Genomic DNA, 26,514 nt, shown 5'->3' with positions numbered 1-26,514 from the left:
TTAAGAGGTGAGGCTCATGGATAGTACTGGATGGAGAACATGGGCAGAGGGAGCTTCATCAGGCATGGGAGCGGGCGTAGCTATATTCCCTTATGCTCTGTTCCGTTACTATCGTAGATTAAAGCTGGAAGATCACGAGCTTCTTTTATTGATGCATCTCATGTCGTTTAAGCAGGTGGAGATGAAAGAATTCCCTACGCTTGAAGATATGCAGGAGCTCATAGGAGGAACAACACATGCGATATCTTTGAGTTTACAAAAGCTGATGAAGGATGGTTTCTTAAGCATCGATGAAGAGGTGGATGAGGACCGAGGTATTCAGTATGAACGTTATAATGTTTCAGGTCTTTATGAGAAGCTTAGTATCTGTATGGCGAATGATGCCAAGAATAAGTTGAAGCAAACTCCTGTAGTACGTAATTCTTCTACAGAAGAACCTGAGGGTGAGCCTAACATCTTCAACATTGTTGAGAAGGAGTTTGGACGCCCTTTATCTCCAATGGAGTGTGAGACGATATCCGGATGGTTAGATCAGGACAAATATCCTCATGACCTTATTCTAATGGCACTCAAAGAGGCTGTATTTGCAGGTAAGGTACATTTCCGATATATTGATCGTATTTTACTGGAGTGGAGCCGCAACCGGGTCAAGAATGTGACGGATGCCAAAGCATATACTCAAAAATTCCGCAGTAGCGGAAGATCGTAATCATAGCAATTTCAAGAACGTTTCCTTTGTAAAGGGAACGTTCTTTTTTAATTGGTAGATCATTCTAGTTGACATCACATGTAATCTATCATATGATGAATCTCTGTTTCAAATATTCTTATAAATAAATAACTCAAACTCTACCCTTGGGTAGAGTGGCGGAAATTTGTCAGAGATATCATCTTTGGTTTAATCGCCCCTTGTCGTTATTAGACAGGGGGCTTTCTTACGTCATTTGTGGCTTTTAAAAAGAAAGGAAAGTGGTTTACGATGAATATCAGATTATTAAAATACTCATTATTAGTATTTATAGGGGCGTGTTGTTATGGCGTTCTATCAACTATCATGAAGCTTGGATTTAAGAGTGGATTTACAATGCAGGAGTTAGTTGGGGGTCAATTTTTCTTTGGATGGTGTATTTTGTTACTATTGGTTTTGTTGTTTTCTCGAAAAAGACTCGGGTTAAAACACGTGGCTTCACTGTTGGGAGCTGGAATTACGATCAGTTTAACGGGTATATTCTACGGTTTCGCCGTTGAACAGTTGCCTGCTTCGATCGCGGTTGTACTATTATTCCAATTTACTTGGATTGGTGTTATTTTAGAAGCTGTTGTAGAAAGAAAATTTCCTAGTCTAGAGAAGTGCGTATCGATGGTAATACTCCTTATCGGGACAGTATTAGCTGGGGGCGTTTTTGAGCCTAGTGAAGGTGAAATCACGACTAGTGGTATCCTTTTCGGGCTATTGGCAGCTGTGACATTTGCAATATATTTCTTTGTTAGCGGAAGAGTAGCCACACAAGTCCCTGTTGTTAATAAAAGTTTCTATATGATTACTAGTGCATTGATCGTTGTTATGGTCGTTTTTTCTCCTTCGTTTATTTACGACGGAACAATCTCAGATGGACTTTGGAAATTCGGTATCCCGTTAGCATTACTGGGCACAATTATTCCTGTTATTTTCTTTTCTATCGGTGTCCCCAAAATAGGTTCAGGTCTAGCAACGATTCTAGGTGCAGCAGAACTACCATCAGCTGTAGTGGCCTCCGTGTTAGTTCTACAAGAACATGTAACACCGCTTCGTTGGGTTGGAATTATTGTTGTCCTAATCGGAATTGCGGCCCCACAATTACTACCGATGTGGACAAGAAATTCTTCAACAAGAGCGCCAGACAATACAGCACCACAACTTCATAAGGTAGAGCTTTAAGCTACAAAGAAAGAACCAGTCTAACACTTCATTTTGTGTTTGACTGGTTCTTTCTTTAACAAACATGGACAATCCATCCGAGTAACGGTCATCTTTTAACACAATACAGTTTTCAAGCACGAGAATGGTGTTGAAACTTTTTTTTGATAAATATGCAGTGTAATGGAGATAGGGTACGTCTATTACTTTGGGAAGGAGAGGAGAACTATTGACGAGGATATCATTATAGAGAATATTCGCCAGGGCGATTCGGAAGCTTTTCGTGTCATCGTGGATCAATATAGTAGGCATATTTTTCAGATTACCTATTCCGTATTACATGACGTCAAGGATGCCGAGGATGCTGCGCAGGAAACTTTTATCCAGATCTATAGATCTCTTGCTCAGTATCGCTCCCAAGGCTTCAAATCTTGGATTTCTAGAATCGCCTTGAATAAAGCTATTGATCTTAAACGTAAGAAAACTAGGCATAGTGAGCACACGATCACATCAATGATTGAGATGGAGACCCTACCATCCAATGAGGAAGGTCCATTATCGCTCTCTGTTCGTAAAGAGAAACACCGATTGCTGAAGGATAAACTGAACGAATTACCTGACAATCATAAACAAGTCTTGACGGCTTATTACCTAGAAGAGAAAAGTTATGAGCAGATCGCCCAAGAGCTTCAGGTAACAAAGAATACAGTGGAGTCCAAGTTATATCGAGCGAAGCAGTGGATTCGTAAGAAATGGAAGGAGGAGGAATGGAAGTGAATCATATGACCACCAGTACCAAAAGAATATGGGCTGAGAATTATATAAGTGGAATATCTAGTGAAGAGGAGCAAGAAATCTGGGAAGCCCTTTTGATGGATGATCCAGAGTCACTGGAAATACATATGCAGTTGCTAACGTGTGAAGAATTGAAGCTTCCGGGGCTAGAATATCCCTCTCAATTCACGGATACGGTCATGAACGGGCTACCCGAAGAGTTGTATTCTAAAGCTCCAACATCATTGGAATCGAAGCGCCGCTGGTATGAACACTCCTTCGTCCATTATGCTGTGGCTGCATGTCTGACAGGGGTATTCCTGTCTACAGGTCTATTCGATAAGGTAATGAATTCTGGGTTAAGTACTGAGGATATCTATGAGGGTGTCTCTTATAGTAATCAGATGATGGATGTAACGATAAATTGGTTGGATCAATTTAAGTGATTATCTTGAAAATTAATGGAAAGGGTGGGTTATATGAAGCCTAATCACAATAAGATGTTAGCTTTAATGTTAAATGTAGTTCCGGGTCTAGGGCATTACTATCTGGGGAGAAAAGGGAGAGCTGTTATATACCCCTTCCTATTCATAGGAAGTATTGTACTGGGGTTTCTGATGTATTTTGCTAGTGGGGGTCAGGATGAGATATTTATTTTCTTTACAGCTATAGCCGCATTGTTCTTCTGGGGAATCAATATGCTTGATTTGCTGATTGTACTACTTAAACAGCCAGATTATACACCTGAGATGTCATCGGATTATGGTATACCCCCACATGATAAACGCAGTGTCCAGAGTGGAGAAAGTGAACGCTTCTATACGATCTTGTTGTCTTTTATTCCTGGTTTGGGACATTTACAATTGGGTCTCATGCAGAGGGGGCTATCTTTCTTAGTCGCTTTCTTCGGTCTTCTGACGATAATGCTGTTCGTGACGGGGTTAACAAGTCAGTCAATATTTCTACTGTTTCTAGGCGTGTTGCCGATTATATGGCTTTATTGTATGTTTGACGCGGTTCAACAGGTACATCGTAAGCAAGCTGGAGAGGTATTAGTAGATAGAACCTTATTTGAAGAATTTGAATCGAGCCGTGAGGAAGGTAAACGTAGTAAAATATTGGCTACATTGCTGTCGGCCTTTCCAGGTGCAGGACATATGTATATGGGGCTGCAGAAGAGAGGTTTGCAACTCATGATATTATTTCTGGGGTCCATATACATTCTAGATATTCTAAGACTCTCCGTGTTTCTATTTCTCATTCCTGTCATTTGGTTCTTCAGTTTCTTTGATGCCTTACAGCAATTAAGTCGTTATGGAAAAGAATTTTTACAGGATAAACCCCTGATTGAGGGGATAGAGAATCATCGGAAATGGATAGGCGTTGTATTGTTAGTATTTGGAATATATTATATAAGTAGCTCTTTAATTATTCCACTGTTAGAATCCAGATTTCCTAGCTGGCATATTGAGTACAGGGTACGAACCTATTTGAGAACATTTATTGTATCCCTACTACTCCTTGCAGGTGGAATTAAATTGCTACTCGACAACAACAAGACGAAGACGAAACAGGAAAGTAGAGGGCGACGCTAATCGCTAATATGGCATTATAGGATTAAAGGAGGAATTTCATGTACAGAGTATTGGTCATGGGTGGAACTCGTTTCTTTGGTAAAAGATTAGTTCAAGTCTTATTGGACGATGGAGCAGAAGTCACCATCGCAACGAGAGGTCATACGGATGATTCCTTTGGAGATACTGTAGAGCGGCTTATCGTGGATCGTGAAAACTATGAGTCGTTAGCCGGAGCAGTGAAAGATCGTGAATGGGACGTTATTTACGATAATATTTGTTACTCGCCGCAAGATGCTTTGAATGCCTGTGAGATTTTTGCGGGCAAGGTTAAGAAATATATCTATACGTCTACGATGTCCGTCTATGAGTCAACGTCTGCGGATAAGAAAGAAGAGGAATTTGATCCAACCAAGCTTCCGATTCGGCTGGGATCACGAAATGATTTCGACTATGGAACGGCTAAGGGATTGGCTGAGGCTGTATTTGCTCAACGAGCGCCTTTTCCTGTATGTAGTGTAAGATTCACATATGTATTAGGCGAAGATGACTACACACGGCGCCTGGAATTCCATATTAACCGAGTTAAGAAGGGCATCTTGATTGGAATCCCGGATGTGAACGCCAAGATTAACTTCATTAGCTCTGACGAGGCCGCTGACTTGTTATTGTGGCTCAAGGATCGCAATATAGAGGGTCCGTTGAACGCGTGTTCTACAGGTGCTATATCGTTAGCTGAGATGATATCCGCGATTGAACAAGAAGTGGGCAAAAAAGCTATTATTGTACAGCGTACTTCACAAGAAAATATGTCTCCTTATGGCGTAGAACGTACTTTTACGATGAATAATAAAAAAGCTACGCAAGCGGGATTTGCATTTCAACCTTTACATTCATGGTTTCCAGTATTATTGAGACATCTTGTGCGATCTTAAATGGATAACGATTACACTAAAAACCTCCAAGCCCACTTTTAAAGTGGTTGTGGAGGTTTTTAGTGTGTACTGGTTAAAAGTCCTTTTTAGGTATCTGTTATTGTTTAGATACATTCTGAAGAAGTAAAGCACGGTATAAATATTCGAAAATAAACTCAAAGGCTTCCAGATGCTTTTTGGCTTCAAAAGCATTCTTACCCCATGCATAAATCCCATGATTTCGTAAGAGGATACCTGGGATTGCTGGGTTAAGGACACCCTCAACTTCAGCAGCAATTAGTGGAATATCGGCATAGTTAGGGAGGACTGGGATAGAAATCTTAGCATCTTCTTCCCATATATTGAAGGCTTTAATAAGTTCAATGCCTTGAGCTGTAACATAACCACTATTACCCATCCATTCGCTAATAAGGTTATTGAAGACAGTATGTACATGGAACACTGCGCCGCAGCCCGTTAAACGGTAGATTTCACAGTGAATAAGTGTCTCGGCACTTGGTTTCAATTGCGTATTCTCGCATGGGCGACCTTCATGATCAACGAATAAAAAGTCCTCAGGGGTATCTTTAGATTTGTCTTTGCCACTTGAAGTGACAGCGAAATAAAATCGTTCTGGACTATAATCACCAACACGTAAGGATAAATTGCCGCTAGTTCCAGGGAAAAGCATCCGTCCGGCTAGTTGATTCTTAACTGTACGTAGATGCTTAAGAACCGCTTGTTTCTCTTCTAAAGTGATATTTACAAAGCTCATTTATAGCACTCCTTGTTCTTGTTTCTGTTGTAAGTCGTTAATGATATCATGGAACGTTTCAAAGGGGACATGATTGACTCCAAGTTCTTCACATTTCGTGGTGAGCCACGAGCGAGAATAGACGAGATCGGCAATCTTGGCACCTTCGAAGTCCGTTAGGCTGTCTCCGATGAGGATCCGTAAATAAGTGTCTTCCGGAAAATTACGGATCACGGTTGTCTTGCACATGCCACAGCCATTCTCACAAGGTGGAAGACAAGGATTTGGCCAAGTAATCTTAATATATTCGCCAGAAAAATCAGCCCCGTTACAATAAATATGGTCTTGGGGGATTTCAAAAGGCTGGAGCAAGGGATTAATAAAGAAGTCCATACCACCACTGGTCACATAGAATTCAATATCTTCTTTATTGAGGTAGTGAAGGAATTGTTGGAATCCTGCTCTGATTCCAGCGTAGTCCAGTACGAAAGAGATAATCTCTTCTCTCTGGCTGGAAGGGATGAGTGCGAACATGGCACCTACACCTTCCCGAAGGCTGATTCTCTGCTTGATCGTATCCTCCATGATTTCTTCATAACCTTGCGGCTTGAAGTGCTTCATGATCGCAACGATATTGTCAGTTATCGTGATCGTTCCATCGAAATCACAGAAGATGACTGGTTTTCTAATAGATGTCATCGCTCTCCACCCCAGGTATGAATAGCAGATTGTAATTCAGGATGGGTTGCAGCATATTCTGCGAGCGGGATAGAGCTCATTGCGGCATCAATAGCCTGTACAAAGGCACGTCCACCGGCTGTTGTTCCCATAGGATGTCCATGAATACCTCCACCTGCATTGATGACAACATCGGTTCCGAAATCTTTCAGTATTAACGGTACTAGACCGGGATGAATACCGGCAGAAGGAACAGGCATGCTAGTTGGAATATTCAGATTAGAGGTGATGAGTTCATGATGAATAGCTAAATTCTCTTCTCTTGGCATCGTAACCGAGCCATAAGGTGAAGGGAAGAGTACTAAATCGGCACCCGCTAGTCTCATGAGTTGCCCTAAAAGAACAGATGGTGCAATGCCATAGTGTTGTGCTGGATACATTGCGCCTGCTAAAGCAGGGTGTGCTGCAATCGGCACGGTGATTTCAGGATCACTAGACAGTTCATGAAGAACGTCGTAGCCATAAGCTAGCACATTAAACAATAGCGCGTTAGCTCCCGCATCGATAGCCTTTATAGCTTGTTGTTTAAGTTGGGAAGTACGTCCAGTTAGATTGGCTGCGTAGAGTAGCTTTTTACCTGTGTCCTTACTTGCCAATTCTGCAGCTTTCATACAGATTTCAACTCGTTTTTCTATAGGGGTCAATTCATTCTCGAATAAAATTTCATCATCCTTGATGAGATCGACGCCACCGAGTGCTTGGTGATAGAACTGTTCACGTAATTCCTCAAGGTTAAGACCAATAACCGACTTGAAGATACTCATAAGCAGTGGACGATGATAGACACCAAGCTGTTGTCTGATTCCTGCTATACCAAATTTAGGACCTGGGAATGCTGAAAGGAAAGATTCAGAAAATCCGAGGTTGATTAGTTTAATTTGACCATCCATCGATATCTTTCCAAATACAGTAACGAGTAGGGCAGGAATATCGTGACTGAAATTCACATCTGGGTAAGCAATCGTGATATCTGCATATCTAGTACCGGTGGAAGTACCCACGGTTTCATATATATCTACATTAAGGACCTGCCCTAAATGTTTCTGCATAGAATCTCGTTTCGCTTGGGGTAACTCTGTCCAGCTACCGACAGTCATACCTATTGCGATAGATTCTGCCTTTTTACGAAAATCTACTTTGTCATCATAAATGCGATAAGTTGCTGTACATTGATTCATGAGCCTTCCTCCTCTAGCGCTGCGCCCATCTCAGAAGAGCGTTCCGCGCAACGGTTGACAGCAGCAATAACATCTTCGAAGAAATCACCTTGATCAAGCATCATAATAGCAGCTTGTGTTGAACCATTCGGAGAGGTTACTTTAGCTCTGAGCGCACTTGGCTCTTCTCCCGTCTGTTGTACCATACGTGCAGCTCCAAGAACGGTCTGTACTGTCAGTTCTTTACACTGCTTGGGTGATAATCCACCACGAATCCCTGCTTCCATCATCGCTTCCATCATGTAATAAATATAGGCAGGACCACTGCCAGAAATCCCCGTAAGGACGTCCATATGCTCTTCAGGAATGACAGTCACTATTCCAACGGCTTCAAACAAAGTCGTGACGGTCTGGCGTTGATCCTCCGTGATTTCTTTCGAGAAAGATAAACCGGTAGCACCAAGACCAATGGAACTAGAAGTGTTTGGCATCGTTCTTGCAATAGGCTGTTTACGTCCTAGCAGACGTTGCATGGTCTTAATTGATAATCCGGCTATGACAGAGACGATTAATTGTCCATCTGAGAGGAGTGGACCTAATTGTTGTAGTGAGGCAGCCGCGTCTTTGGGTTTCATCGCGAGCACAATGATTGGAGAATTCTGCAGAATTCTTACTTTAGCTGTCTCATCATTATTTGTAATCACATTATAACGTTGCTTCAGTTCTTCAAGTCGTTCAGTATTACTTCGATTAAGCATTGTAATGGACGTAGATAGTACAACAGATCGAGCGATAATACCACGGACGATCGCCTCAGCCATCGAACCCGCTCCATAGAATGTAATCTGATCTTTAATTAAAGCACGCGGTTGGCTCATAGTTTACGAATCCTCCTTGCCGATTTTAACGGCGAATTTGTCCATTTCCATAGATGCGATATTTCGTTGAAGTTAGCGAAGGAAGTCCCATAGGGCCTCTTGCATGTAGCTTTTGAGTACTAATTCCAATCTCTGCTCCATAACCGAATTCGAAACCATCAGTAAAGCGGGTGGAGGCATTGTGATATACTGCAGCAGCATCTACTTCTTGTATAAAGTAATCTGCCTGAGTCTTATCCTCTGTTACGATGCACTCAGAATGTTGCGTACCATACTGTGCAATATGGCTTAAGGCCTCTTGGATATTGTTCACTATTTTAACATTTAGAATGTAATCGTTATATTCTGTGCCATAATCTTCTGACGTAGCTGCCGTTGCCCATGGAACAATTGCAAGTGTAGGCTCGCAACCCCGTAGCTCGACATTTGCTTTGCGGAATTGTTCAGCAAGATGAGGTAAGTGTAATGCAGCAAATGCTTCATGAATGATCAAGGTCTCCATTGAATTACAGACCGAAGGACGTTGGACCTTGGCATTCAGGCTTATCTCTGTAGCCATAGTAAGCTCTGCTGTTTCATCGATATACGTGTGGCACACACCTGCACCGGTCTCAATGACAGGTACCGTAGCATTGGTAACGACATTCTGAATAAGTGAACGACCACCACGCGGGATGACAACATCGAGTAGCCCGTTCAATTTCAACATTTCGTCTACGGATGAACGGTTTGGATCTTCAATGATCTGCAAGGCATCTACAGGGATATCGGTGGAAGCGAGTGCACGGTGGAGGACTTCGATAATTTGGCGGTTAGATGAGAGGGCAGCAGAACCTCCACGCAAGACCACGGCATTCCCTGTCTTAAGGCATAAACCAGCGGCATCTACGGTTACATTCGGTCGTGCCTCGTAAATAATACCGATGACCCCTAATGGAACACGGATTTTATCAATCCGTAAACCGTTTGGACGATCAATGGTTTCTAACACATCCCCAACAGGATCAGGTAGACTAATGATTTGCTCTAGCCCCTCAGCCATAGCCTCGATACGCTCAGGATTCAAAGCGAGTCGGTCGAGTAGAGAAGAGGGTGTTCCTTGTTGACGCCCACGTTCTAGATCTTCTGCATTGGCAGTGATAATACTCTGTTGCTCTTGTCTTAGGGCATTGGCCATAGTTCCTAAAGCAATGTTCTTTTGTGCTGTCGTTAATCGATTCAGCACCGTCGAGGCTGATTTAGCCAGTTCTGCTTTGGATCTCACTTCGCTTCCATTCATTGATATTACCTCCCATAAAATATTGGCTTAAGATGTGACGTTACCTTGCTATTTCAATGTAATCCATTCATCTCTATGGATGACTTCTAACCTGTGGATGTGATTCAGTTCCTGAATGACCTTGGAGCTCGATAGCCCACGAATGAGTCGTAATTGTGCATCATCATAATTAATGATACCACGTCCTAGCACTATGGCTTCGGAGTTAAGAACTTCAACGACATCTCCAGCATTGAAATGACCAATCACTTGCTGTACGCCTACGGGAAGCAGACTATGACCGCCATGTATCAGAGCTTGCTCTGCGCCTGCATCTACGGTAAGTGAGCCGAGTGGTGTAGACATGAATCCTAACCATTGCTTCTTCATCGAAAGCGACGAGAGCTCAGTATCGAAGTACGTCCCTTGTCCATGACCGTCAACAGCATCTTTCAAGTCACCGGGTAAACTAACTTTACCTACAAAGACAGGAACACCACCACGGGTGGCAATTTTGGCAGCATCAATTTTGGAACGCATTCCGCCAGTGCCTAGGGACGAACCGGCGCCACCTGCAGTGGCATATATTTCTTCTGTTATCTCCTGGACATGCTCGAAACGAGTAGCATCCGGATGTTTGCGAGGGTCACCTGTGTATAACCCATCCATATCCGTTAGGATTAATAGATGCTTAGCCCTGACTAGATTAGCCACCAGAGCAGATAAGGTGTCGTTATCCCCAAATTTGAGTTCATCCACCGATACGGTGTCATTTTCGTTGAATATTGGCACAACACCTTGCTTCAACAACTCTTCAATCGTAAGACTTGCGTTATTCATTCGTTTACGGCTGCAAAAATCGGTACGTGTAAGGAGAATTTGAGCATTAATGATACCATGTGCCGCAAAGGCAGCTTGGTATGCTTGCATTAACAAGGCTTGCCCAACGGCAGCAGCAGCTTGTTTCTCATGTAGAAGGTGTGGTCGAGTCACATATCCGATCTCACGGAATCCAGCGGCAACGGCACCAGAAGTGACTAGAAGTACTTCATACCCAGTCGCTTTCAAGGATGCTATTTCTGTAGCAAAAAAATGAATGGCTTCTCGATTTAACTCACCTTCAGTAGAGGCTAGGGAGCTACTCCCGATTTTGACAACAATACGAGATGACATCAGAGTCACGTCCCTTAATTAATTATAGTGCAAGTTGAAAAAGTTGACTATTTAGACACCTGTTAAACAGCTTCTTATAGACTATACAACAAAAAAACTTTCATCCTTGACGAGCAAAGGACGAAAGTTTAGCTTCCGCGGTACCACCTTTATTGATGAATAAATCATCCAACTTGGGACCTTGTAACAGAAGGCACTGTCCTGCTAATATGAGCAGGCCGCTCAGGGGTAGGATTCCGTAAGGATTCACGGTAAATTCTCTCAGCCAATGGAATTTACTCTCTGCTAATCGTGAAATGGACTTACGTTTAGGTCCCTTCAACACGTTTTCTTATGTTCAGTTCATTATAAAAAATTAGGATGTATATTTCACATAGAATAACATGGAAACCTAGTGTTTGCCAAGGTTTATGCGAATAGACCTAGCTTCCCAATACGTTCTGCGGCTTCTTGTAATCGTTCTTCAGGACTTAATAGTCCAAGTCTCACATAACCTTCACCGTATTCCCCAAATCCAATGCCAGGCGCTACAGCGACTTTGGCTTCTTTAAGCAGAAGGTCTGATAATGAGACTGAAGTGTGACCTTTAGGTACAGGCAACCAACTAAAGAAAGAACCGCTAGGCTTAGAAGCTTGCCAGCCTATATGGTCCAAAGCATCATATAGAGCATTGCGTCGGGATTCATAGCGCCCTACCAATTGCTCAACACATACCTGTGATGAGGTCAGAGCGACGGCAGCGGCAGATTGAATTCCTCCAAACAAGCTAACATACATATGATCTTGTAGCGTATTGATAAGCGATATTACTTTAGAGTTACCTAGCGCGAAGCCAACCCGCCAACCCGCCATATTGTAGGTTTTGGAAAGCGTATATAACTCAATACCTACTTCCTTTGCGCCAGGCGCTTGTAAGAAACTAACGGGGCGATGTCCATCGAATCCGATAGCACCGTAGGCGAAGTCGCTAGCAACGACGATGCCATGTTTCGCTGCGAATTCTACCGTATCCTCATAGAAAGAGAGGGGGGCGGTAGCAGATGTTGGGTTATTAGGATAATTTAAGAACATAAGCTTCGCTCGTGCTTTATCTTGCTCACTAATACTACTATAATCAGGCAGATAGCCATGATCTTGAAGCAGCGGCATGAAAGACATCTCTGCACGTGCAAGTGCTACTCCTGACCAATAATCAGGATAACCTGGGTCTGGAACTAGACAGAGGTCACCGGGATTAAGCAAAATTTGGGGTAACTCCACAAGTCCTGTTTTACCACCAAATAGAATTGCAACTTCGGTCTCAGGATCTAGAACAACCCCATAGTCATCTAAATAACGCTTAGCGATCGCTTCTTTGAGAAAGGAATGTCCAGTAAAAGGTGAATATTTATGATACAGCGGATTCGTAGCCGCGTTCTGAAGTTCTTTAACGATATGTTCGGGTGTCGGTGTGTCAGGATTGCCTTGTCCTAAATTGATGACATCATGACCCGCAGCAATTTCACGGTTGACCTTCTGGACTAAGGTTGCAAAAAATTGTGTCGGTAGTCCTTTGAAGATTTCAGCAGGCTCGATATGAAAAGCTGAGTTCAGGGTCTTGTTGTTTGTTGTATTCATCGTTCATCACTCTACTCTCATCTGAATATAATAGTTACAATTTATCATTATTTAACAGGGCTGTATAGAGGGGATTACCATGGGAGGAGTTGCAGAAAGTTACGTTTATCCACTAGTCTTATAGACCGGGGGATTTCAGTTATCAATCAAACCCATGATATCTGTCAGTCCATAGGGACGAAAGAAAAAGTATTAGTGGAGAAATAGTAACTGAAATGCCTGTACGCCAAAATATAAGCCAAACCCTATAAGGGACAGCCCTGATAGCATAGAAATAATTTTTAAGACACGGAGCGTGAGAAATTCCCGGAATAGGCTGGACACAGTGGCCATGGTTACATCCCAAAGGAGAATGCCGAGTACGATAGCGCCACTATAAATTAAAAGTTGCTGCATCGGAAATTCATTGACCGCCTTAGCCAATATAGATCCATAAATACCGAGCCAGAACAAGATAGACAACGGATTCAATATAGCCAACAGGAATCCGGAGATAAACGTCCTCCCCAGCGAAGCATCGCTTCCTCGCATTTCTACTGAAGATGAAATTGCACCTGCATCTTTGATGCTCTCGATACCTATATATACCAAGACAAAAAAGCCGAAAAGCCATAGAAAAGCTTTTATAAATGGAGCATCAAGCAGATGAATGACGCCAAAATACACAAGTAACATATAGATAATATCTGCGCTTAACGCGCCAAGACCGATTACATAGGCGTGCCAAAACCCTCCTTGAATACCCTTGTTTAGCTGTGCTGCGTTGATGGGGCCAATAGGTGCGGAAAGTGACAGCCCAAGAAAAATATAGCTAAAAAATGTACTGATCTTGTACTTCCCCCTTTAGCTTGTTTATATAAGCATATTATGTAATTAGGCTATTCGGACAAACCTATGTATACGACAAGTTTTTAATTTCAATAAAACGTCTCGAGTAGAAATATTAGGATCAATTTGCGGATTGTAGATGCAAGTATATAATGATTATAGAAAAATAACATATTCTGCAGAGGGGGAACTTAAGTTGAAAGTGAGCCATAATAATTTACGTGTAGCCTTGATCCAGACACCCATTCAACTAGGTCAACCCGAAGTAAATAAGGCACATATTCTGGGGTTAATGGAGAAAGCAGCACTTATGTTACCTAAGCCTGATCTGATCGTACTTCCTGAAATGTGGAATACGGGCTATGCCCTGGAGCAAATTCATGAGCTCGCAGATACTGCCGGTAAACAAAGTAAAGAGTGGCTTAGTGCATTTGCTAAGCGGCATGAGATGATCGTGGTAGGGGGTTCCATCGCTGAGAAGAATGGGGACAACATTACGAATTCGATGTATGTGTTTGATCGCCAAGGTGAGCAGGTAGCCAAGTATTCCAAAATCCATTTATTTTGTTTGATGGACGAAGAAAAATACCTACAGTCAGGCGACCAGAAGGTTACATTTAATCTTGATCACAATTTTACCGCAGGAGCATCAATCTGTTATGATATACGGTTTCCAGAATTAGCCCGTAGTTTAGCTCTAGATGGTGCTAAAGCATTGTTTGTGCCGGCCGAATGGCCACACCCTCGTCTGCATCATTGGCGCACATTGCTCATGGCCCGGGCTATCGAGAATCAAATGTACGTTATTGCTTGTAATACGGTGGGTGTAAGTGGAGAGACATCATTCTTTGGACATTCTATGATCATTGACCCATGGGGTGAAGTGATCGCTGAAGGTGGAGAAGGAGAAGAGATCGTCGTAGGCGAGATCTCCTCAGCATTGGTAGATGAAGTGCGAGGACGAATTCCAGTGTTTAGTGATCGTCGCCCAGATCTGTACTCAATCATTTAATTCGTTCATTGATTTCTTGAAGGAGTCGATGAAAGCTTCTGCTGCTTTAGATAAATAACGACCACGTCTATAGGCTACGACCAATGTGCGGCTTGGGACAGGCTCAGCAAGTGGCAAATAGATGGGCACGAAGTCTGTTCTAGGTGCCCGGGAGATGAAACGCGGGACTAGGGTTATACCCATGCCTGCGGCAACTAACGATTGAATGGTTTCCATATTACTGCTCTCAAAGACGACCTTGGGTTCAAATCCAGCTTGCTGGCAAAGATCAAGGGTCATCTTGCGGAAACCCTGTCCTTTCTTGAGTACGATAAAGGATTCGTCTTTGAGTTCTTCTATTTGAATGGGTTCAAGTGTATGGTTAGCATACTTCAGAGCGAAAGGATGATCTGGTGGGACAGCCAAATCAATCTTTTCTTCTCCAATGACTTCATAAGCGAGTGATGGTTCTAGGAGAGGGAGCGAGAGCAGGCTTAAATCTGTTTTGCCATTGGCTGTTAGCTTTTCTAGATTCATAGAGGAATCCTCAAGAAGTGCGATTTCAATATCAGGATAGGTCCGTCTAAAAACGGGTAATACATAGGGAAGTAAGTGAGAGCCTGTAATAGGCATACTTCCGATAACAACCTTTCCTCCGCGCAGCTGGGATATATCGGTCATTTCTTGATGAAGTAGTTCCACAGCATCTACTATTTTTTGTGCTTGTTCCATAAAGGCTGCACCCGCATGTGTAAGCTCGACACTACTTGTATTCCGTTGAAAGAGCTTTACACCGATCTCTTTCTCTAACTTAGAAAGTTGCTGACTTAGCGAGGGTTGGGCAATGTGTAGTTTTTCAGCAGCTCGTGAGAAGTTACGTTCTGTGGCAATTTGCAGTGCATATTGTAGTTGGCGTAGTTCCATATTCAATCGACCTCATTTACGTTTATGAATTAATCTTATAGCGTTCACCTATAGTATATCCGTAATCATTGTAGCAAAAGATGAACAAAAAAGAAGCTTCTCATAATAGTTCAGCGAACCATGAACTTTTGGAGAGGTATTTTCAATAGGATAAGATTCGTATGGAAGTTAAATTTGCAACAAAGGAAGGGTTATACCCGTCATTCATTGTAAACGTATGTAAGTTATGAGCTGATGATTTAAATGAATACATCGTTAACACACAATAAGAACCGCTAGAAAATGGAACAAAATAACGAGTAAGTATAAGGAGAAACTATGTTCCTTCGTAGTGTTACATTATTAAGAGAGAAGATAGAACAAGACAATCAATATCCATTCTCCATTCCTACGATTCAGTCCATGGATGTCATGAAATTTACGAGTAACGTAACTTTTTTTGTTGGAGAAAATGGTTCCGGAAAGTCTACATTACTAGAGGCTATCGCCTATCAATGTGGATTCAATACGGCGGGTGGGGGGAGGAATAACAACTATAATCTTGAAGCTTCGGGATCGGCGTTGGGTGATCATATCCGATTGGCTTGGTTGCCCAAAATCACGAATGGTTTTTTTATGAGGGCAGAATCATATTATAATTTCGCTACGCACATAGACGACGTCAATGCACAGAGTTCCTATGGAGGACGCTCTTTACATGAACAATCGCATGGCGAGTCTTTCTTGAGTCTATTTGTAAATCGATTCAGTGGCAAAGGAATATATCTACTTGATGAACCCGAAGCCGCCTTGTCTCCATCAAGACAACTCGCGTTCCTTAGAGTGTTGTACGATCTCCAAGATACATCACAGTTTATTATTGCAACACACTCGCCCATTATTCTCGGATTTCCCGATGCACAAATTCTTAGCTTTGATCATTCGCCAATCTGTGGAATTCAATATGAGGAGACAGAGCATTATCAGATCACTAGAAGATTTCTTGAGAATAAGAAACGATATCTGAATGAATTATTTGATGATACCGAAGGGGAATAGAACATCCAAGTTAAAAGGGTATACGAGAAAGAAAAGTAGAATACATGAGGACGCTTATTGAAGTCTAGACATTCATTATGGATGAAGCAGAAATATATCAAGAAAAAGAAAATGGCAGTCTAGAGAGAAAAGCATACCCTCTAGACTGCCATTCGTTCCTAAATTACAGTTATACGATGTTTTTCTGTGAAGGCTCATTCGACAACCTGCACAGGCTTGACCTAACGATTTAAGCGGTAGCCGCCATGGAAGACAGGTCCTACATATTCATTGAAGGTATAGCCTGCCCGAATGGCAGCCAAGACAAAATCCTTGGCTTTCGCAACAGCCTCATGGATCGGAAGACCGTTAGCTAGACCGCCGGTGATGGCTGCGGCAAAGGTACAACCGGCACCATGATTCGTTGCAGGCTCAATTTTGTCCGCTGTAAAGACTGTATAATCTGAACCGTCGAAGAAGACGTCTACTGCTTGCTCTCCTCCTAAAGCTTTGCCACCTTTCACGACGACATTACGTGCTCCAAGATCATGAATAAGGCGAGCGGCTTCCTTCATATCTTCAATAGAGGAGAGTTTACCAAGGCCCGAAAGAACACCGGCTTCGAATAGATTTGGTGTTACCACAGTTGCTAATGGCAACAGCAAATCGCGAATGGCATCCGCGCTCTCTGGATTTAGAACCTCATCTTCACCTTTACATACCATGACTGGATCAATAACTACGTTAGTCTGGCTATTATTCTTAATGGCTTGTTCCACTACACGTACGATGTCCACACTACCCAGCATACCGGTTTTCATGGCATCGACCGGTCCGCCTGCAAAGATAGTCTTCAGTTGTTCAGCGACAATAGCTGCATCGATCGGATATACATTGTGGTGCCAGCCGTTGTCAGGGTCCATGGTTACAATCGTAGTTAAGGCGCTGAAGCCATACGTACCATATTCCTCAAAAGTTTTTAAATCCGCTTGAATGCCTGCGCCTCCACTGGAGTCACTTCCGGCAATAGTTAATGTTTTAATGATTTTTGTCAATGCTAACGTCCCCTTCGTCTATATCTGAATTCAAAAAATGTGAATTGAGTTGATTATAACAAAAATTCACACAAGTTTAACCCTTGTAAATTCCTATATGTCTATTTTTTGAGTTGTTTATGTATAATTTATGTGATTTTCATGAATAAATTGAAAAAATGACTGGAATTATGTCTATTGGCTATGGAGAATATAGGATTCCCCTTATTAGGAGATGTTATTCTGCAAGTACTTAAGCATTAATCTACAGCTTGTTTGATATCTTTGAAATGGTATTCTTGCACTATACTACTATATAACTTATTGTGAAAGCTGATATTGAAGTCAAATATTGTCGAAATATGGTATGTTTAACGTACTCAAATTGATATCATTATGGGAATAATTGTTATACGAAAGGTTGGCAAAGTCAACATGAGCATGATTACCTGGTTTAGAGGACAACGAATTCGATATAAAATTATTATTATTTATTTTCCTCTTATATTTATCCCGCTCTTAGTACTTAGTATTTTTTCTTATACGATTAATACGGAGGCCGTTATTAAGAAGACTAAAAAAAATATGCTTGATGAGTCATTACTCATTACGACGCGAATTGATACGATATTAGAGAACGCAGAAAGCTTTGCAAACATTGCAATGTTAGATCTCAATAAGGAAATAGAGTTAAAAACCTTAGAACGAAAGGGAATACTAACGGATCAAGTTCCAATAAATGAGGACTATATATTGCGTAATCACATTGAAAATAAGCTTGATATTGCTAAACTTATATTCCCTGATGTTGAATCGGCTGTGTTCATTGATCGTAATTATAATATATATACGACGGATGACAGGTTAATTGAAGGTACATTATTGGCGTATTCCAGCACTATGTTTCATGAGGTAGAGAAGAGTAATGGTATAAATGTATGGTTTCCTATGCAACGCCGGGATTTTTGGGTGATAGACCAAGATAAGGTCGTGCTATCGGTCGGGAAAAAAATATTAGATACCGAGACAATGGATACGCTCGGATATTTGTTTTTGAACATAAATGAGAAAACGCTATCATCTGTTTATGCTCCAGTAGGACCCATCCAATCCAACGGATACTATATTGTGGACAACCGTGGTATTGTGATCTCTTCATCGGATGAGAATCGGATATTGCAGTCGCCTGAGCCAGATCGAAAAAGGGATATCCTTGCCCAAGAACGCTTGTTTAAGGAAACAAGAAATGCTAGTGGTGATAAATCTTTACTGACTGCAATGCGGTTTGGTAAGCCAAATTGGAAATTGGTGAATGAAATCTCTCTTAAGGAGTTGACGAAAGAAACAAGACAGGTCACAAACGTTATACTCATCGTGGGTAGTATATGCTTGTTATTTGCCTTATTCGGGGCTGTCATTCTATCCCAGTCGATCGTAAATCCAATAATATTTCTTGCTAAACACATGAATCGAATCCGTGAGGAGAATATAGATCGTCCTGTTCAAGTGAAAAGTCGCGATGAGATTGGCATTCTCGGGGCGGGTCTGAACATGATGTTAGCTAGGGTGAATGATTTACTAGTTAAAGTGAAAGAGGAACAACAACAGAAACGGGAGTATGAGCTCGCACTTATTCAGGAACAGATCAAGCCCCATTTTTTTTACAATAGTCTCGATCTGATCTATGTCTTGTGTAAATCAGGAGAAAGTGAAGATGCTGGTAAAGCTACTAAAGCGCTTGCGGATTATTATCGGGTAGGTCTAAGTAATGGTAAGGAAATTATTACTGTTCGTGAAGAAATTCGTAATGTAGAAAATTATCTTTACATTCAAAGTACTCGTTATTCCGATCTATTTGACTTCAAGATACAGGTTCAGAACGAACTACTTAACTATTTGATTCCAAAGCTTACCCTGCAACCCTTAGTAGAAAACGCGATTTATCATGGTTTAAAAGAAAAAGGTAGATTTGGTCATATAACAATTGATGGATTCAGACATGAGGATATTATGCGCTTGAAGGTAACAGATGATGGAGTTGGATTATCGAGGGAGCAAGTATCTGGATTACTAGAAAGGAAGTCTGAACGAATATCGTTCGGTTTGAGAAGTGTAGACGAACGAATTAAACTCTATTTTGGAGAAGAATATGGTATTGATATTCACAGCATTGAGGGAGAAGGTACGGATGTATTGGTTGAAATACCTATGATAGGAGACATACAAGATGTATAAGGTTATATTTGCTGATGATGAGGCGGTATTTCGAAAATATATTAGGAATATAATCGACTGGGAAGCGCACGGGTTGCAACTATGTGGAGAAGCTAAAAATGGTTTGGAAGCGCTTGAATTAGTTGAACGGGAGCATCCTGATATTGCTTTTATAGATATTAATATGCCTTTTATGAACGGAATGGATCTTGTGATTCAGATAAAGGAGCGTTATCCACTAACTTCTGTACTACTTGTGACAGGCCATAGTGAGTTCGAATACGCTAGACAAGCGGTTAAGATTGGTGTGGATGATTACATTCTCAAGCCCTTTGATGAAGAAGAGTTGCTGATGGCACTTGCCAAAGTGAAGAGTACTAGAGAAAAGTCAAGAATTGAACAAGACAACACGCAGAAGGAACGGTTTGTGTGGAAGGAGAGCTTTCTGAATCTGCTAATTAGTAATGAGTATATCGAGGATAATGAGACCATTAAAGTGCAGATCAATAGGCTGCTGCAGATAGATAGCATGCACTTTCAGGTCATATCGATTGAAATTGATGGTCTTCATGAGCATTGGCCAGGATCAAACGATGTAAGACTGTACAAATACATTATTGCCAACCTCTTAAATGATCTGATAAAAATTGCAGGTCAACACTATACTTTTAACGGACCGGAGAATCGCATAATATCGCTACAGCAGTATGAAGAAGGTGGCGAAAAGAGCTTAAACACGGAGTGCTTATTTAAGTTGTGTGCATTGATCAAACGGCATTTTGGATTTAGTGTAACTGTTGGTGTAGGTTCATCTGGATACGGAATTGCTTACATCCGTCAATCTTACAAGGAATCCATTATCGCTTTAGGAAACAAGATTGCTCTGAATCTGACAGATGTTTTGCATTTTGAGGACATCCAATCGAGATCTAGAAATATCGGCTTCTATCCTAGTGAGATGAATGAGAACTTACTTATACAATTGAGACTTCAAGATAAGAGTGGAATTGTTGAAAATTTACATGCTATTCGTGATTATATTCTGATCCAGAAGCTTTCAAGTGATTATATTCATATGATCATGGCGGGGTTAGTGTCTTTATGTCTGACTTATATCTATGAGATAGGCAAGCGGGTTGAGGACATTCTCCCAAGTGAGTTCTCTCCATTTCATGAAATGATGAATAAATCTTCTCTTGAAGCAGCATTTGAGTGGATAACCGAATTATATGTAACTGTAGCAGATCATTCCAAGGGAATGAAACACTCTAAGTCAAGCAAGATATTATCACTTGCCCGAGATTACATTGAAGCCCATTTTTCTGACAGCCAACTTAAAGTGGAGAATGTGTCGAAACATCTCTATATTCAGCCGCGCTACTTATTGAGAATTTTCAAGCAGGAGCTGGGCATGAGTGTTAGCGATTATATTGTCGAAAGACGAATGCAGAGAGCAAAGGAGCTTCTTACATCAGGGAAAAATTTACGCTTGACGGATATTTCGGAGATGATTGGTTATAGTGATGCAAGTCATTTTAGTAAGAGTTTCAAAAAATTTACAGGTCGTTCCCCTAGTGAGTATGAAGTTTTACGATCGAAATGAGCTGAAATGAGTCAAATTACACAAATGTGTTCCGAATTATCCCTTACTAGTGAGCATTCGATTCATTACAATAACACATATACACTAAAGGGGGATTATTAATGAAGATGACTAAACCAATGTTGATGCTTGTTTCACTTATGCTTTCTTTGACAACGCTTTCTGCATGCGGTTCCACCAATCAAGCAACGAATGAAGATGGAAACAAGAATGAGACAAGCAGTAAGGTTGAAACCGTGAAATTGAAATTCTATGCACAGTATAGTGGGCAAGAGAAAGCCGTCTATGATGCAGCCCGAGATTCAATGAAGAAAATAATGCCTGAAGTTGAAGTTGAATTTGAAGTTGCGGCACAAGATGATGAGCAAAAAATAAAGACGTATGCAGCGGCGGGTACCTTGCCTGACATCTTCTTCGCATCTAGTGGTCTTATTGAGACGCTTAAGAAATCAGATAACCTGATGCTATTGGATGATGCTATTAAAGAAAACAATATCGAAGGATTACTGAATGAAACTTCTAAACCGATGCTGTGGAATAAAGATGGACATTCCTATTCTGTTCCTAACGTAGGACAGTGGGCTGGGGTTATGTATTATAACAAGGAACTATTCGAACAGCATAATGTTAAAGTACCTACTAATTACACAGAATATCTCGAAGCTGTAAAGGTTTTCGCAGCGACGGATATCGTTCCACTAGCTTTGTTTGCAAAGGAGAAATGGCCAGGTTTGTTGTTGCTTGATATGGCGATCGTCGGATCTGAACCTGCGGGTCTGCAAAAACTGGATCAAGGTGAAGGATCATTCTCTGATATGGCGTATGAACAAGGGGCACGTAAATTATCTGAGTTGACGGCAGCAGGGTTGTTGTCCAAGAATACATTTAACACAACATATGATGACGGGGTTGCACAATTCACTTCTGGAAAAGCGGCAATGTTCTTGAATGGCGCATGGACCATGGGAAGCATTGAGAGTGAGATGGGTGATAAACTAGGGCTTCTATACACTCCGCTTGTTGATGCAGATAAAGTTGAGGAAGCGAAATGGAATATAAGCGGTGGAGGTTTTAACCAAGGTTTCGCTGTATCCGCAAATTCCAAACATAAAGAGATTACTGCGAAATATGCTGCACTGTTCTCCTTAGAATTTGCAAAGCAACGTATTATTCAAATCGGCGATCCAAATCCAATTCTGGTGGAGGAAATAACACCGACAGCTGGTTTCACTGCGATTCAAAAACAGTACGCGCAAGATTCGACGAACTTCAAAACGATGACAACATTTGCTTGGGGATATGAGAACGCGAAGTTTAAGACAGCACTTGAAGACAACGCACAAAAATTACTTGCAGGGCAATCTGCAGACGAGTTTATTAAAGAAACAAACAAAGCACTCGTGCAAGCTAGAAAATAATAAATTCAAAACAAATAGGTTGTCCAGTCTCTTAGGGACAACCTATTTAATCTAGGAGGACTTATGACTTCAAAACAGAAATACAAATTGGCTGTACTCGTATTTACTGTTCCGACTTTGTTTTTTTTCACCGTCATGGTCGTCTATCCAATAATGCAGACGTTTCAGAAGAGCTTCTTTGATTGGAATGGTCTAACAACGCCGAGTTTTATCGGATTTGATAATTATTTGCGTTTATTAGACGATGATGATTTTTGGGTTTCGTTGAAAAATGGCTTAATATTTGCCTTTGTTTTGGTGGTTTACCAGATCGGTCTTGGAACCATATTAGCGATTGCGATGAGTACCAAGTCGTTACGAGGGCGGAAATTTTTCAAGACAAGTTTCTTTATTCCTGTTGTTCTATCTGGTGTAGTCGTATCTCAATTATGGATTGCCATCTACAATACAGACGGTGGTTTAATAAACAGTTTATTTGCTAAATTAGGTATAAATTATGAGCAATCTTGGCTTAGTGGGGAACATTCCTCCATATGGGCGATTGCACTTTCGAATGCATGGCAGAATATGGGTGTTCATCTTGTGCTTATTTATGCAGCAATTAAATCTATCCCTGAGCACCTTTATGAGGCTGCGAAGATTGATGGTGCATCCTTCTTGCACACGCACAGGAAGATTACGATTCCACTCTTGGGTGAAACGTACAAATTCTGTCTCATTATTGCCATAACAGGCGGATTGAATGCATTTCAGAACATGTTTGTTATGACGAACGGCGGTCCTGGTAACATCTCCTATACTTTCACCTTTATGATGTATAAAGCTGCTTTCCGATCTGGAGAATACGGTTACGGCTCAGCAGCTGCGGCGGTCTTAGTTATCCAATGCTTGTTGATCACCATCCTGATTAACAAATTTGTATCGCGTGAAAAAATTAGTTATTAGATGGGAGGATCCTATGTTATTGCGAGTATCAAAAAAAGCGCTGACCTACGGTCCATTATTATTGTACGTATTAATCAGCATATATCCGTTATTGTGGTTGTTGTTCTATTCTTTTAAAAACAATGAAGAGATATTCTCCACTAATGTATTTGGTATACCGGAGAACTGGCGCATTGAGAACTACATAAATGCATTTGAAGCGTTCGATCTCTTACATTACTTTAAGAATAGTATCATTGTATCGATTGGAACCGTCGCTATTACTGTATTCCTTTCACTTATGTTTTCTTATGCAACAGCTAGAATGAAATGGAAGTTATCTAATATAAGTAGAATCTATATGACGGCTGGCATGTTCATACCGATGCAGATCATCTTAATTCCGCTGCTTATTCTTAGCAGAGACCTTCACTTGCAGAATAGTTATTTTGCGGTTATTGCACCTTATGTGGCATTTCAGCTTTCGTTTTCATCGATTATATTTTATGCCTTCTTCCGGTCACTGCCCTTTGAACTTGAAGAATCAGCGTCTATTGACGGTGCTAATGTGTATACAACCTTCTTTCGTATAATGTTACCCTTAGTGACCCCTGCGGTTGCTTCGGTTAGTATCTTCGTCTTCTTGTTCGCTTGGAACGAATTTCTAGTGGCGCTTGTTATGATTAGCGATGATGCTCTAAAAACATTGCCGTTGGGATTGTTATATTTCCAAAGTCAGTTCAGTTCGGACTGGGGTGCCATGGGAGCTGTTATGGTGTTATCGACTCTACCGACAATTGCGGTCTATCTGATATTCTCTGAACAGGTTGAGAAAGCAATGACGGTCAGCTCGGCTGTGAAAGGATAGTAGCGAATCAAAGTGAGGGAGGACGACATAAATGTTGTATCAAGCAGGCAACAGAGAGTTATTCGTTGTAGGCGGAGCAGATTCCTTTCGCATATCGGTTGAGCTTATGCAAGAATCAGAAGGAATTGAGATGATTCGTTTTATAATGAATACGGATAGTCCTCAAATTCCTGAGGGGATTCACATATCGTGGTTACAGCCCGCGATTGATATTGCGGGTTACTGGGATCCAGGTGCGAACCGAGAGAAGGGAATTCGGACTGATTTTAGCAAACCTTTTCAATCTAAGGCGACTTCGCTTGCGCCTGTATGTACGCTCTATAATTTAGCTGGTCAGAATCGCTTGACGGTAGCATTGTCGGATGCGTTGCTTCCTATCCAGGTGCGCGCGGGAATTCATGAGGAATCTGCCGAATTTACTATATCGCTGGAGTTGTTTACCGAGGCTTGTCCTCCAATTACACATTATGAAGCCGTAATTCGAATCGACACGAGAGATCAATTCTATGCAGATTGCTTGCAGGAAGTAGGCGACTGGTGGGCTTCTTTACCGGGTTATGAACCTGCCATAGTGCCTGAGATGGCACGTTTGCCGATGTATTCGACGTGGTATAGCTTCCATCAGCAGCTCGTGCCTGAAGAAGTTGTCAAGCAATGCATGCTCGCGAAACAGCTGGGTTGCGAGGCCGTCATCGTCGATGACGGCTGGCAAACAGCCAATGATGAGCGTGGATACGCCTATTGTGGTGATTGGGAGGCTTCTCCAGATCGAATACCGAATATGAGAGTCTTTGTTGATCAGGTACATGACATTGGGATGAAGTTCATCCTATGGTATTCTGTTCCATTCGTAGGACGCCATTCGAAGGCGTGGAATCTATTCGAAGGTAAGTTTATAAATACGTATGATGGTCCCGATACGGCTGTGTTGGATCCGCGTTTCCCTGAAGTAAGGGATTATTTGATTGGAATTTATGAGAAAGCACTGATGGAGTGGGATATTGATGGCTTCAAGTTAGACTTTGTTGATTCATTCAATCTATCGGAAGAAATGAAATACTCGCTAGGTGAAGGCAGAGATTATGATTCGGTTCCAGAAGCAGTGGATCGTTTGTTATCAGACGTGTTGAAGCGACTTCAAGTGATTAAGCCTGATGTGATGATCGAGTTCAGACAAAACTATATCGGTCCCCTAATGCGCAAATATGGCAATATGTTTAGAGTTGCGGATTGCCCGAATAATTTCAGTCAGAATCGGATCGGTTCTTTGGACATACGTTTGCTGAGCGGTAACACGGCAGTTCATTCCGACATGATGATGTGGAATTGGAAAGATTCGGTGGAGAATGTGGCTCTGCAGTTCATTCATTCCATCTTTTCCGTACCCCAACTTTCTGTGCTCATTGATCGCATTCCGAAAGAGCATCACCTCGTTGTGAGTTTCTGGTTAAGCTTCTGGAGGAAACATCGCGATCTGCTATTAGAGGGTAGTTTAAGACCAGAGTCACCAGACTTCATGTATCCTATTGTGTACGCCTATAACGATCATCAGTCATTGGCGGCTGTTTATAGCGAAGGTATTGTAAGACTCGGAACCCACAAGGAGAAAGGTCATTTGTTCGTAAATGGTACCTCGCGAGAAACAATAATTGTGGATTTGGACGAGAACATACAGGCTAGATTGACCGTGACGAATTGTACAGGAACCATTTTGTCAGATCTGTACGTCCGATTAGATAAGGGCATTCATAAGCTGAAGGTTCCTCCTTCAGGCATAATACAGCTGCTTAGGCAATAAGAGTGAGCATCTAGGAAAGTGTATGATCACAGATCGTAGGTCGCGTTAATCGCGGCCTTTTCTTTGTGTGGCGTGCCCAGAGGCACGCATTATCTAGTTGGTGAAAGTCCAACCGAAGGAGGGACCAAGCCACCTTCGTAGCTAGGATACCTGCGTATGGC

The 26,514-nt window shown here is 41.7% G+C and carries 25 protein-coding genes; 14 read left to right on the top strand and 11 right to left on the bottom strand.

Translation table 11 applies throughout. The annotated features are described in order from the left end of the window. Positions 1-16 precede the first annotated feature (16 nt). The 6 genes from J2T13_RS21595 (at position 17) to J2T13_RS21570 (ending at position 5,180) form a co-directional block, all read left to right on the top strand. Positions 17-709, top strand: a complete 693-nt coding sequence (locus J2T13_RS21595) for a DnaD domain-containing protein (protein WP_429374429.1) — start codon at positions 17-19, stop codon at positions 707-709. A gap of 276 nt (positions 710-985) precedes the next feature. After that, positions 986-1,918 carry an EamA family transporter gene (locus J2T13_RS21590; protein WP_429374468.1) on the top strand — a complete coding sequence of 311 codons (933 nt, stop codon included), beginning with the start codon at positions 986-988 and terminating at the stop codon, positions 1,916-1,918. A 162-nt stretch (positions 1,919-2,080) separates the two neighbouring features. Then, the gene (locus tag J2T13_RS21585; protein ID WP_429374428.1) at positions 2,081-2,674 is read left to right on the top strand and encodes an RNA polymerase sigma factor; all 594 of its coding nucleotides are present in this window, start codon (positions 2,081-2,083) and stop codon (positions 2,672-2,674) included. Beyond that, on the top strand, positions 2,671-3,117 hold the full coding sequence (locus tag J2T13_RS21580; RefSeq protein ID WP_429374427.1) for a hypothetical protein: 447 nt from the start codon (positions 2,671-2,673) through the stop codon (positions 3,115-3,117). The genes J2T13_RS21585 and J2T13_RS21580 overlap by 4 nt, the downstream gene beginning before the upstream one ends. A gap of 33 nt (positions 3,118-3,150) precedes the next feature. Then, a complete protein-coding gene (locus tag J2T13_RS21575) occupies positions 3,151-4,266 on the top strand; it encodes a hypothetical protein (protein ID WP_429374426.1) in 1,116 nt (371 codons plus the stop codon). Between the two features lie 38 nt (positions 4,267-4,304). After that, positions 4,305-5,180 carry an NAD-dependent epimerase/dehydratase family protein gene (locus tag J2T13_RS21570; protein ID WP_429374425.1) on the top strand — a complete coding sequence of 292 codons (876 nt, stop codon included), beginning with the start codon at positions 4,305-4,307 and terminating at the stop codon, positions 5,178-5,180. 97 nt (positions 5,181-5,277) lie between these two features. Here the strand turns inward: J2T13_RS21570 and mtnB are convergent, their stop codons facing one another. The 9 genes from mtnB to J2T13_RS21525 form a co-directional block, all read right to left on the bottom strand. Continuing rightward, positions 5,278-5,934: a methylthioribulose 1-phosphate dehydratase gene (gene mtnB, locus J2T13_RS21565; protein WP_429374424.1), complete on the bottom strand. Its 657-nt coding sequence runs from the start codon at positions 5,932-5,934 to the stop codon at positions 5,278-5,280. Further along, on the bottom strand, positions 5,935-6,612 hold the full coding sequence (locus J2T13_RS21560; RefSeq protein ID WP_429374423.1) for a 2-hydroxy-3-keto-5-methylthiopentenyl-1-phosphate phosphatase: 678 nt from the start codon (positions 6,610-6,612) through the stop codon (positions 5,935-5,937). Continuing rightward, positions 6,609-7,829: a 2,3-diketo-5-methylthiopentyl-1-phosphate enolase gene (locus tag J2T13_RS21555; RefSeq protein ID WP_429374422.1), complete on the bottom strand. Its 1,221-nt coding sequence runs from the start codon at positions 7,827-7,829 to the stop codon at positions 6,609-6,611. The genes J2T13_RS21560 and J2T13_RS21555 overlap by 4 nt, the downstream gene beginning before the upstream one ends. Then, positions 7,826-8,686 (bottom strand): pyrroline-5-carboxylate reductase, encoded by an 861-nt coding sequence (proC, locus tag J2T13_RS21550; protein WP_429374421.1) that lies wholly within the window; start codon positions 8,684-8,686, stop codon positions 7,826-7,828. The genes J2T13_RS21555 and proC overlap by 4 nt, the downstream gene beginning before the upstream one ends. A gap of 25 nt (positions 8,687-8,711) precedes the next feature. Continuing rightward, positions 8,712-9,986: a glutamate-5-semialdehyde dehydrogenase gene (locus tag J2T13_RS21545; RefSeq protein WP_429374467.1), complete on the bottom strand. Its 1,275-nt coding sequence runs from the start codon at positions 9,984-9,986 to the stop codon at positions 8,712-8,714. A 27-nt stretch (positions 9,987-10,013) separates the two neighbouring features. Then, positions 10,014-11,117 (bottom strand): glutamate 5-kinase, encoded by a 1,104-nt coding sequence (proB, locus tag J2T13_RS21540; RefSeq protein ID WP_429374420.1) that lies wholly within the window; start codon positions 11,115-11,117, stop codon positions 10,014-10,016. 100 nt (positions 11,118-11,217) lie between these two features. Then, positions 11,218-11,442, bottom strand: a complete 225-nt coding sequence (locus tag J2T13_RS21535; RefSeq protein ID WP_429374419.1) for a hypothetical protein — start codon at positions 11,440-11,442, stop codon at positions 11,218-11,220. 83 nt (positions 11,443-11,525) lie between these two features. Next, positions 11,526-12,734, bottom strand: coding sequence for a pyridoxal phosphate-dependent aminotransferase (locus J2T13_RS21530; protein ID WP_429374418.1), 1,209 nt, complete (start codon positions 12,732-12,734; stop codon positions 11,526-11,528). 192 nt (positions 12,735-12,926) lie between these two features. Then, positions 12,927-13,562, bottom strand: coding sequence for a LysE family transporter (locus tag J2T13_RS21525; RefSeq protein WP_429374466.1), 636 nt, complete (start codon positions 13,560-13,562; stop codon positions 12,927-12,929). Between the two features lie 196 nt (positions 13,563-13,758). Between J2T13_RS21525 and J2T13_RS21520 the strand changes: the two genes are divergently transcribed. Further along, positions 13,759-14,574: a carbon-nitrogen family hydrolase gene (locus J2T13_RS21520; RefSeq protein ID WP_429374417.1), complete on the top strand. Its 816-nt coding sequence runs from the start codon at positions 13,759-13,761 to the stop codon at positions 14,572-14,574. On the opposite strand, the gene J2T13_RS21515 is transcribed toward J2T13_RS21520, so the two are convergent. After that, complete coding sequence (locus J2T13_RS21515; RefSeq protein WP_429374416.1) at positions 14,563-15,477, bottom strand: LysR family transcriptional regulator; 915 nt, start codon at positions 15,475-15,477, stop codon at positions 14,563-14,565. The genes J2T13_RS21520 and J2T13_RS21515 overlap by 12 nt on opposite strands. 318 nt (positions 15,478-15,795) lie before the next feature. Here J2T13_RS21515 and J2T13_RS21510 point away from each other — a divergent pair, with 318 nt between their 5' ends. Beyond that, a complete protein-coding gene (locus tag J2T13_RS21510) occupies positions 15,796-16,515 on the top strand; it encodes an AAA family ATPase (protein ID WP_429374415.1) in 720 nt (239 codons plus the stop codon). A gap of 221 nt (positions 16,516-16,736) precedes the next feature. Here the strand turns inward: J2T13_RS21510 and thiD are convergent, their stop codons facing one another. After that, positions 16,737-17,549, bottom strand: coding sequence for a bifunctional hydroxymethylpyrimidine kinase/phosphomethylpyrimidine kinase (thiD, locus tag J2T13_RS21505; RefSeq protein ID WP_429374414.1), 813 nt, complete (start codon positions 17,547-17,549; stop codon positions 16,737-16,739). A 414-nt stretch (positions 17,550-17,963) separates the two neighbouring features. On the opposite strand from thiD, the gene J2T13_RS21500 reads away from it, so the two are divergent. The 6 genes from J2T13_RS21500 (at position 17,964) to J2T13_RS21475 (ending at position 26,353) form a co-directional block, all read left to right on the top strand. After that, positions 17,964-19,763, top strand: coding sequence for a sensor histidine kinase (locus tag J2T13_RS21500; RefSeq protein ID WP_429374413.1), 1,800 nt, complete (start codon positions 17,964-17,966; stop codon positions 19,761-19,763). Beyond that, positions 19,756-21,345 (top strand): response regulator, encoded by a 1,590-nt coding sequence (locus J2T13_RS21495; protein WP_429374412.1) that lies wholly within the window; start codon positions 19,756-19,758, stop codon positions 21,343-21,345. Before J2T13_RS21500 ends, J2T13_RS21495 begins: the two co-directional genes overlap by 8 nt. 101 nt (positions 21,346-21,446) lie before the next feature. Next, positions 21,447-22,763 carry an ABC transporter substrate-binding protein gene (locus J2T13_RS21490; protein ID WP_429374411.1) on the top strand — a complete coding sequence of 439 codons (1,317 nt, stop codon included), beginning with the start codon at positions 21,447-21,449 and terminating at the stop codon, positions 22,761-22,763. A 63-nt stretch (positions 22,764-22,826) separates the two neighbouring features. Further along, on the top strand, positions 22,827-23,708 hold the full coding sequence (locus J2T13_RS21485) for a carbohydrate ABC transporter permease (protein WP_429374410.1): 882 nt from the start codon (positions 22,827-22,829) through the stop codon (positions 23,706-23,708). Between the two features lie 13 nt (positions 23,709-23,721). Continuing rightward, the gene (locus J2T13_RS21480) at positions 23,722-24,555 is read left to right on the top strand and encodes a carbohydrate ABC transporter permease (protein ID WP_429374409.1); all 834 of its coding nucleotides are present in this window, start codon (positions 23,722-23,724) and stop codon (positions 24,553-24,555) included. Between the two features lie 31 nt (positions 24,556-24,586). Further along, the gene (locus tag J2T13_RS21475) at positions 24,587-26,353 is read left to right on the top strand and encodes a glycoside hydrolase family 36 protein (RefSeq protein ID WP_429374408.1); all 1,767 of its coding nucleotides are present in this window, start codon (positions 24,587-24,589) and stop codon (positions 26,351-26,353) included. The last annotated feature ends 161 nt before the right edge of the window (positions 26,354-26,514 follow it).

The sequence above is a fragment of the Paenibacillus sp. DS2015 genome (genome assembly GCF_050433705.1).
Classification (GTDB): domain Bacteria; phylum Bacillota; class Bacilli; order Paenibacillales; family Paenibacillaceae; genus Paenibacillus_AQ.
The sequence above is the reverse complement of the archived record's forward strand: the minus strand, read 5'-3'. Positions and strand labels throughout refer to the sequence as shown.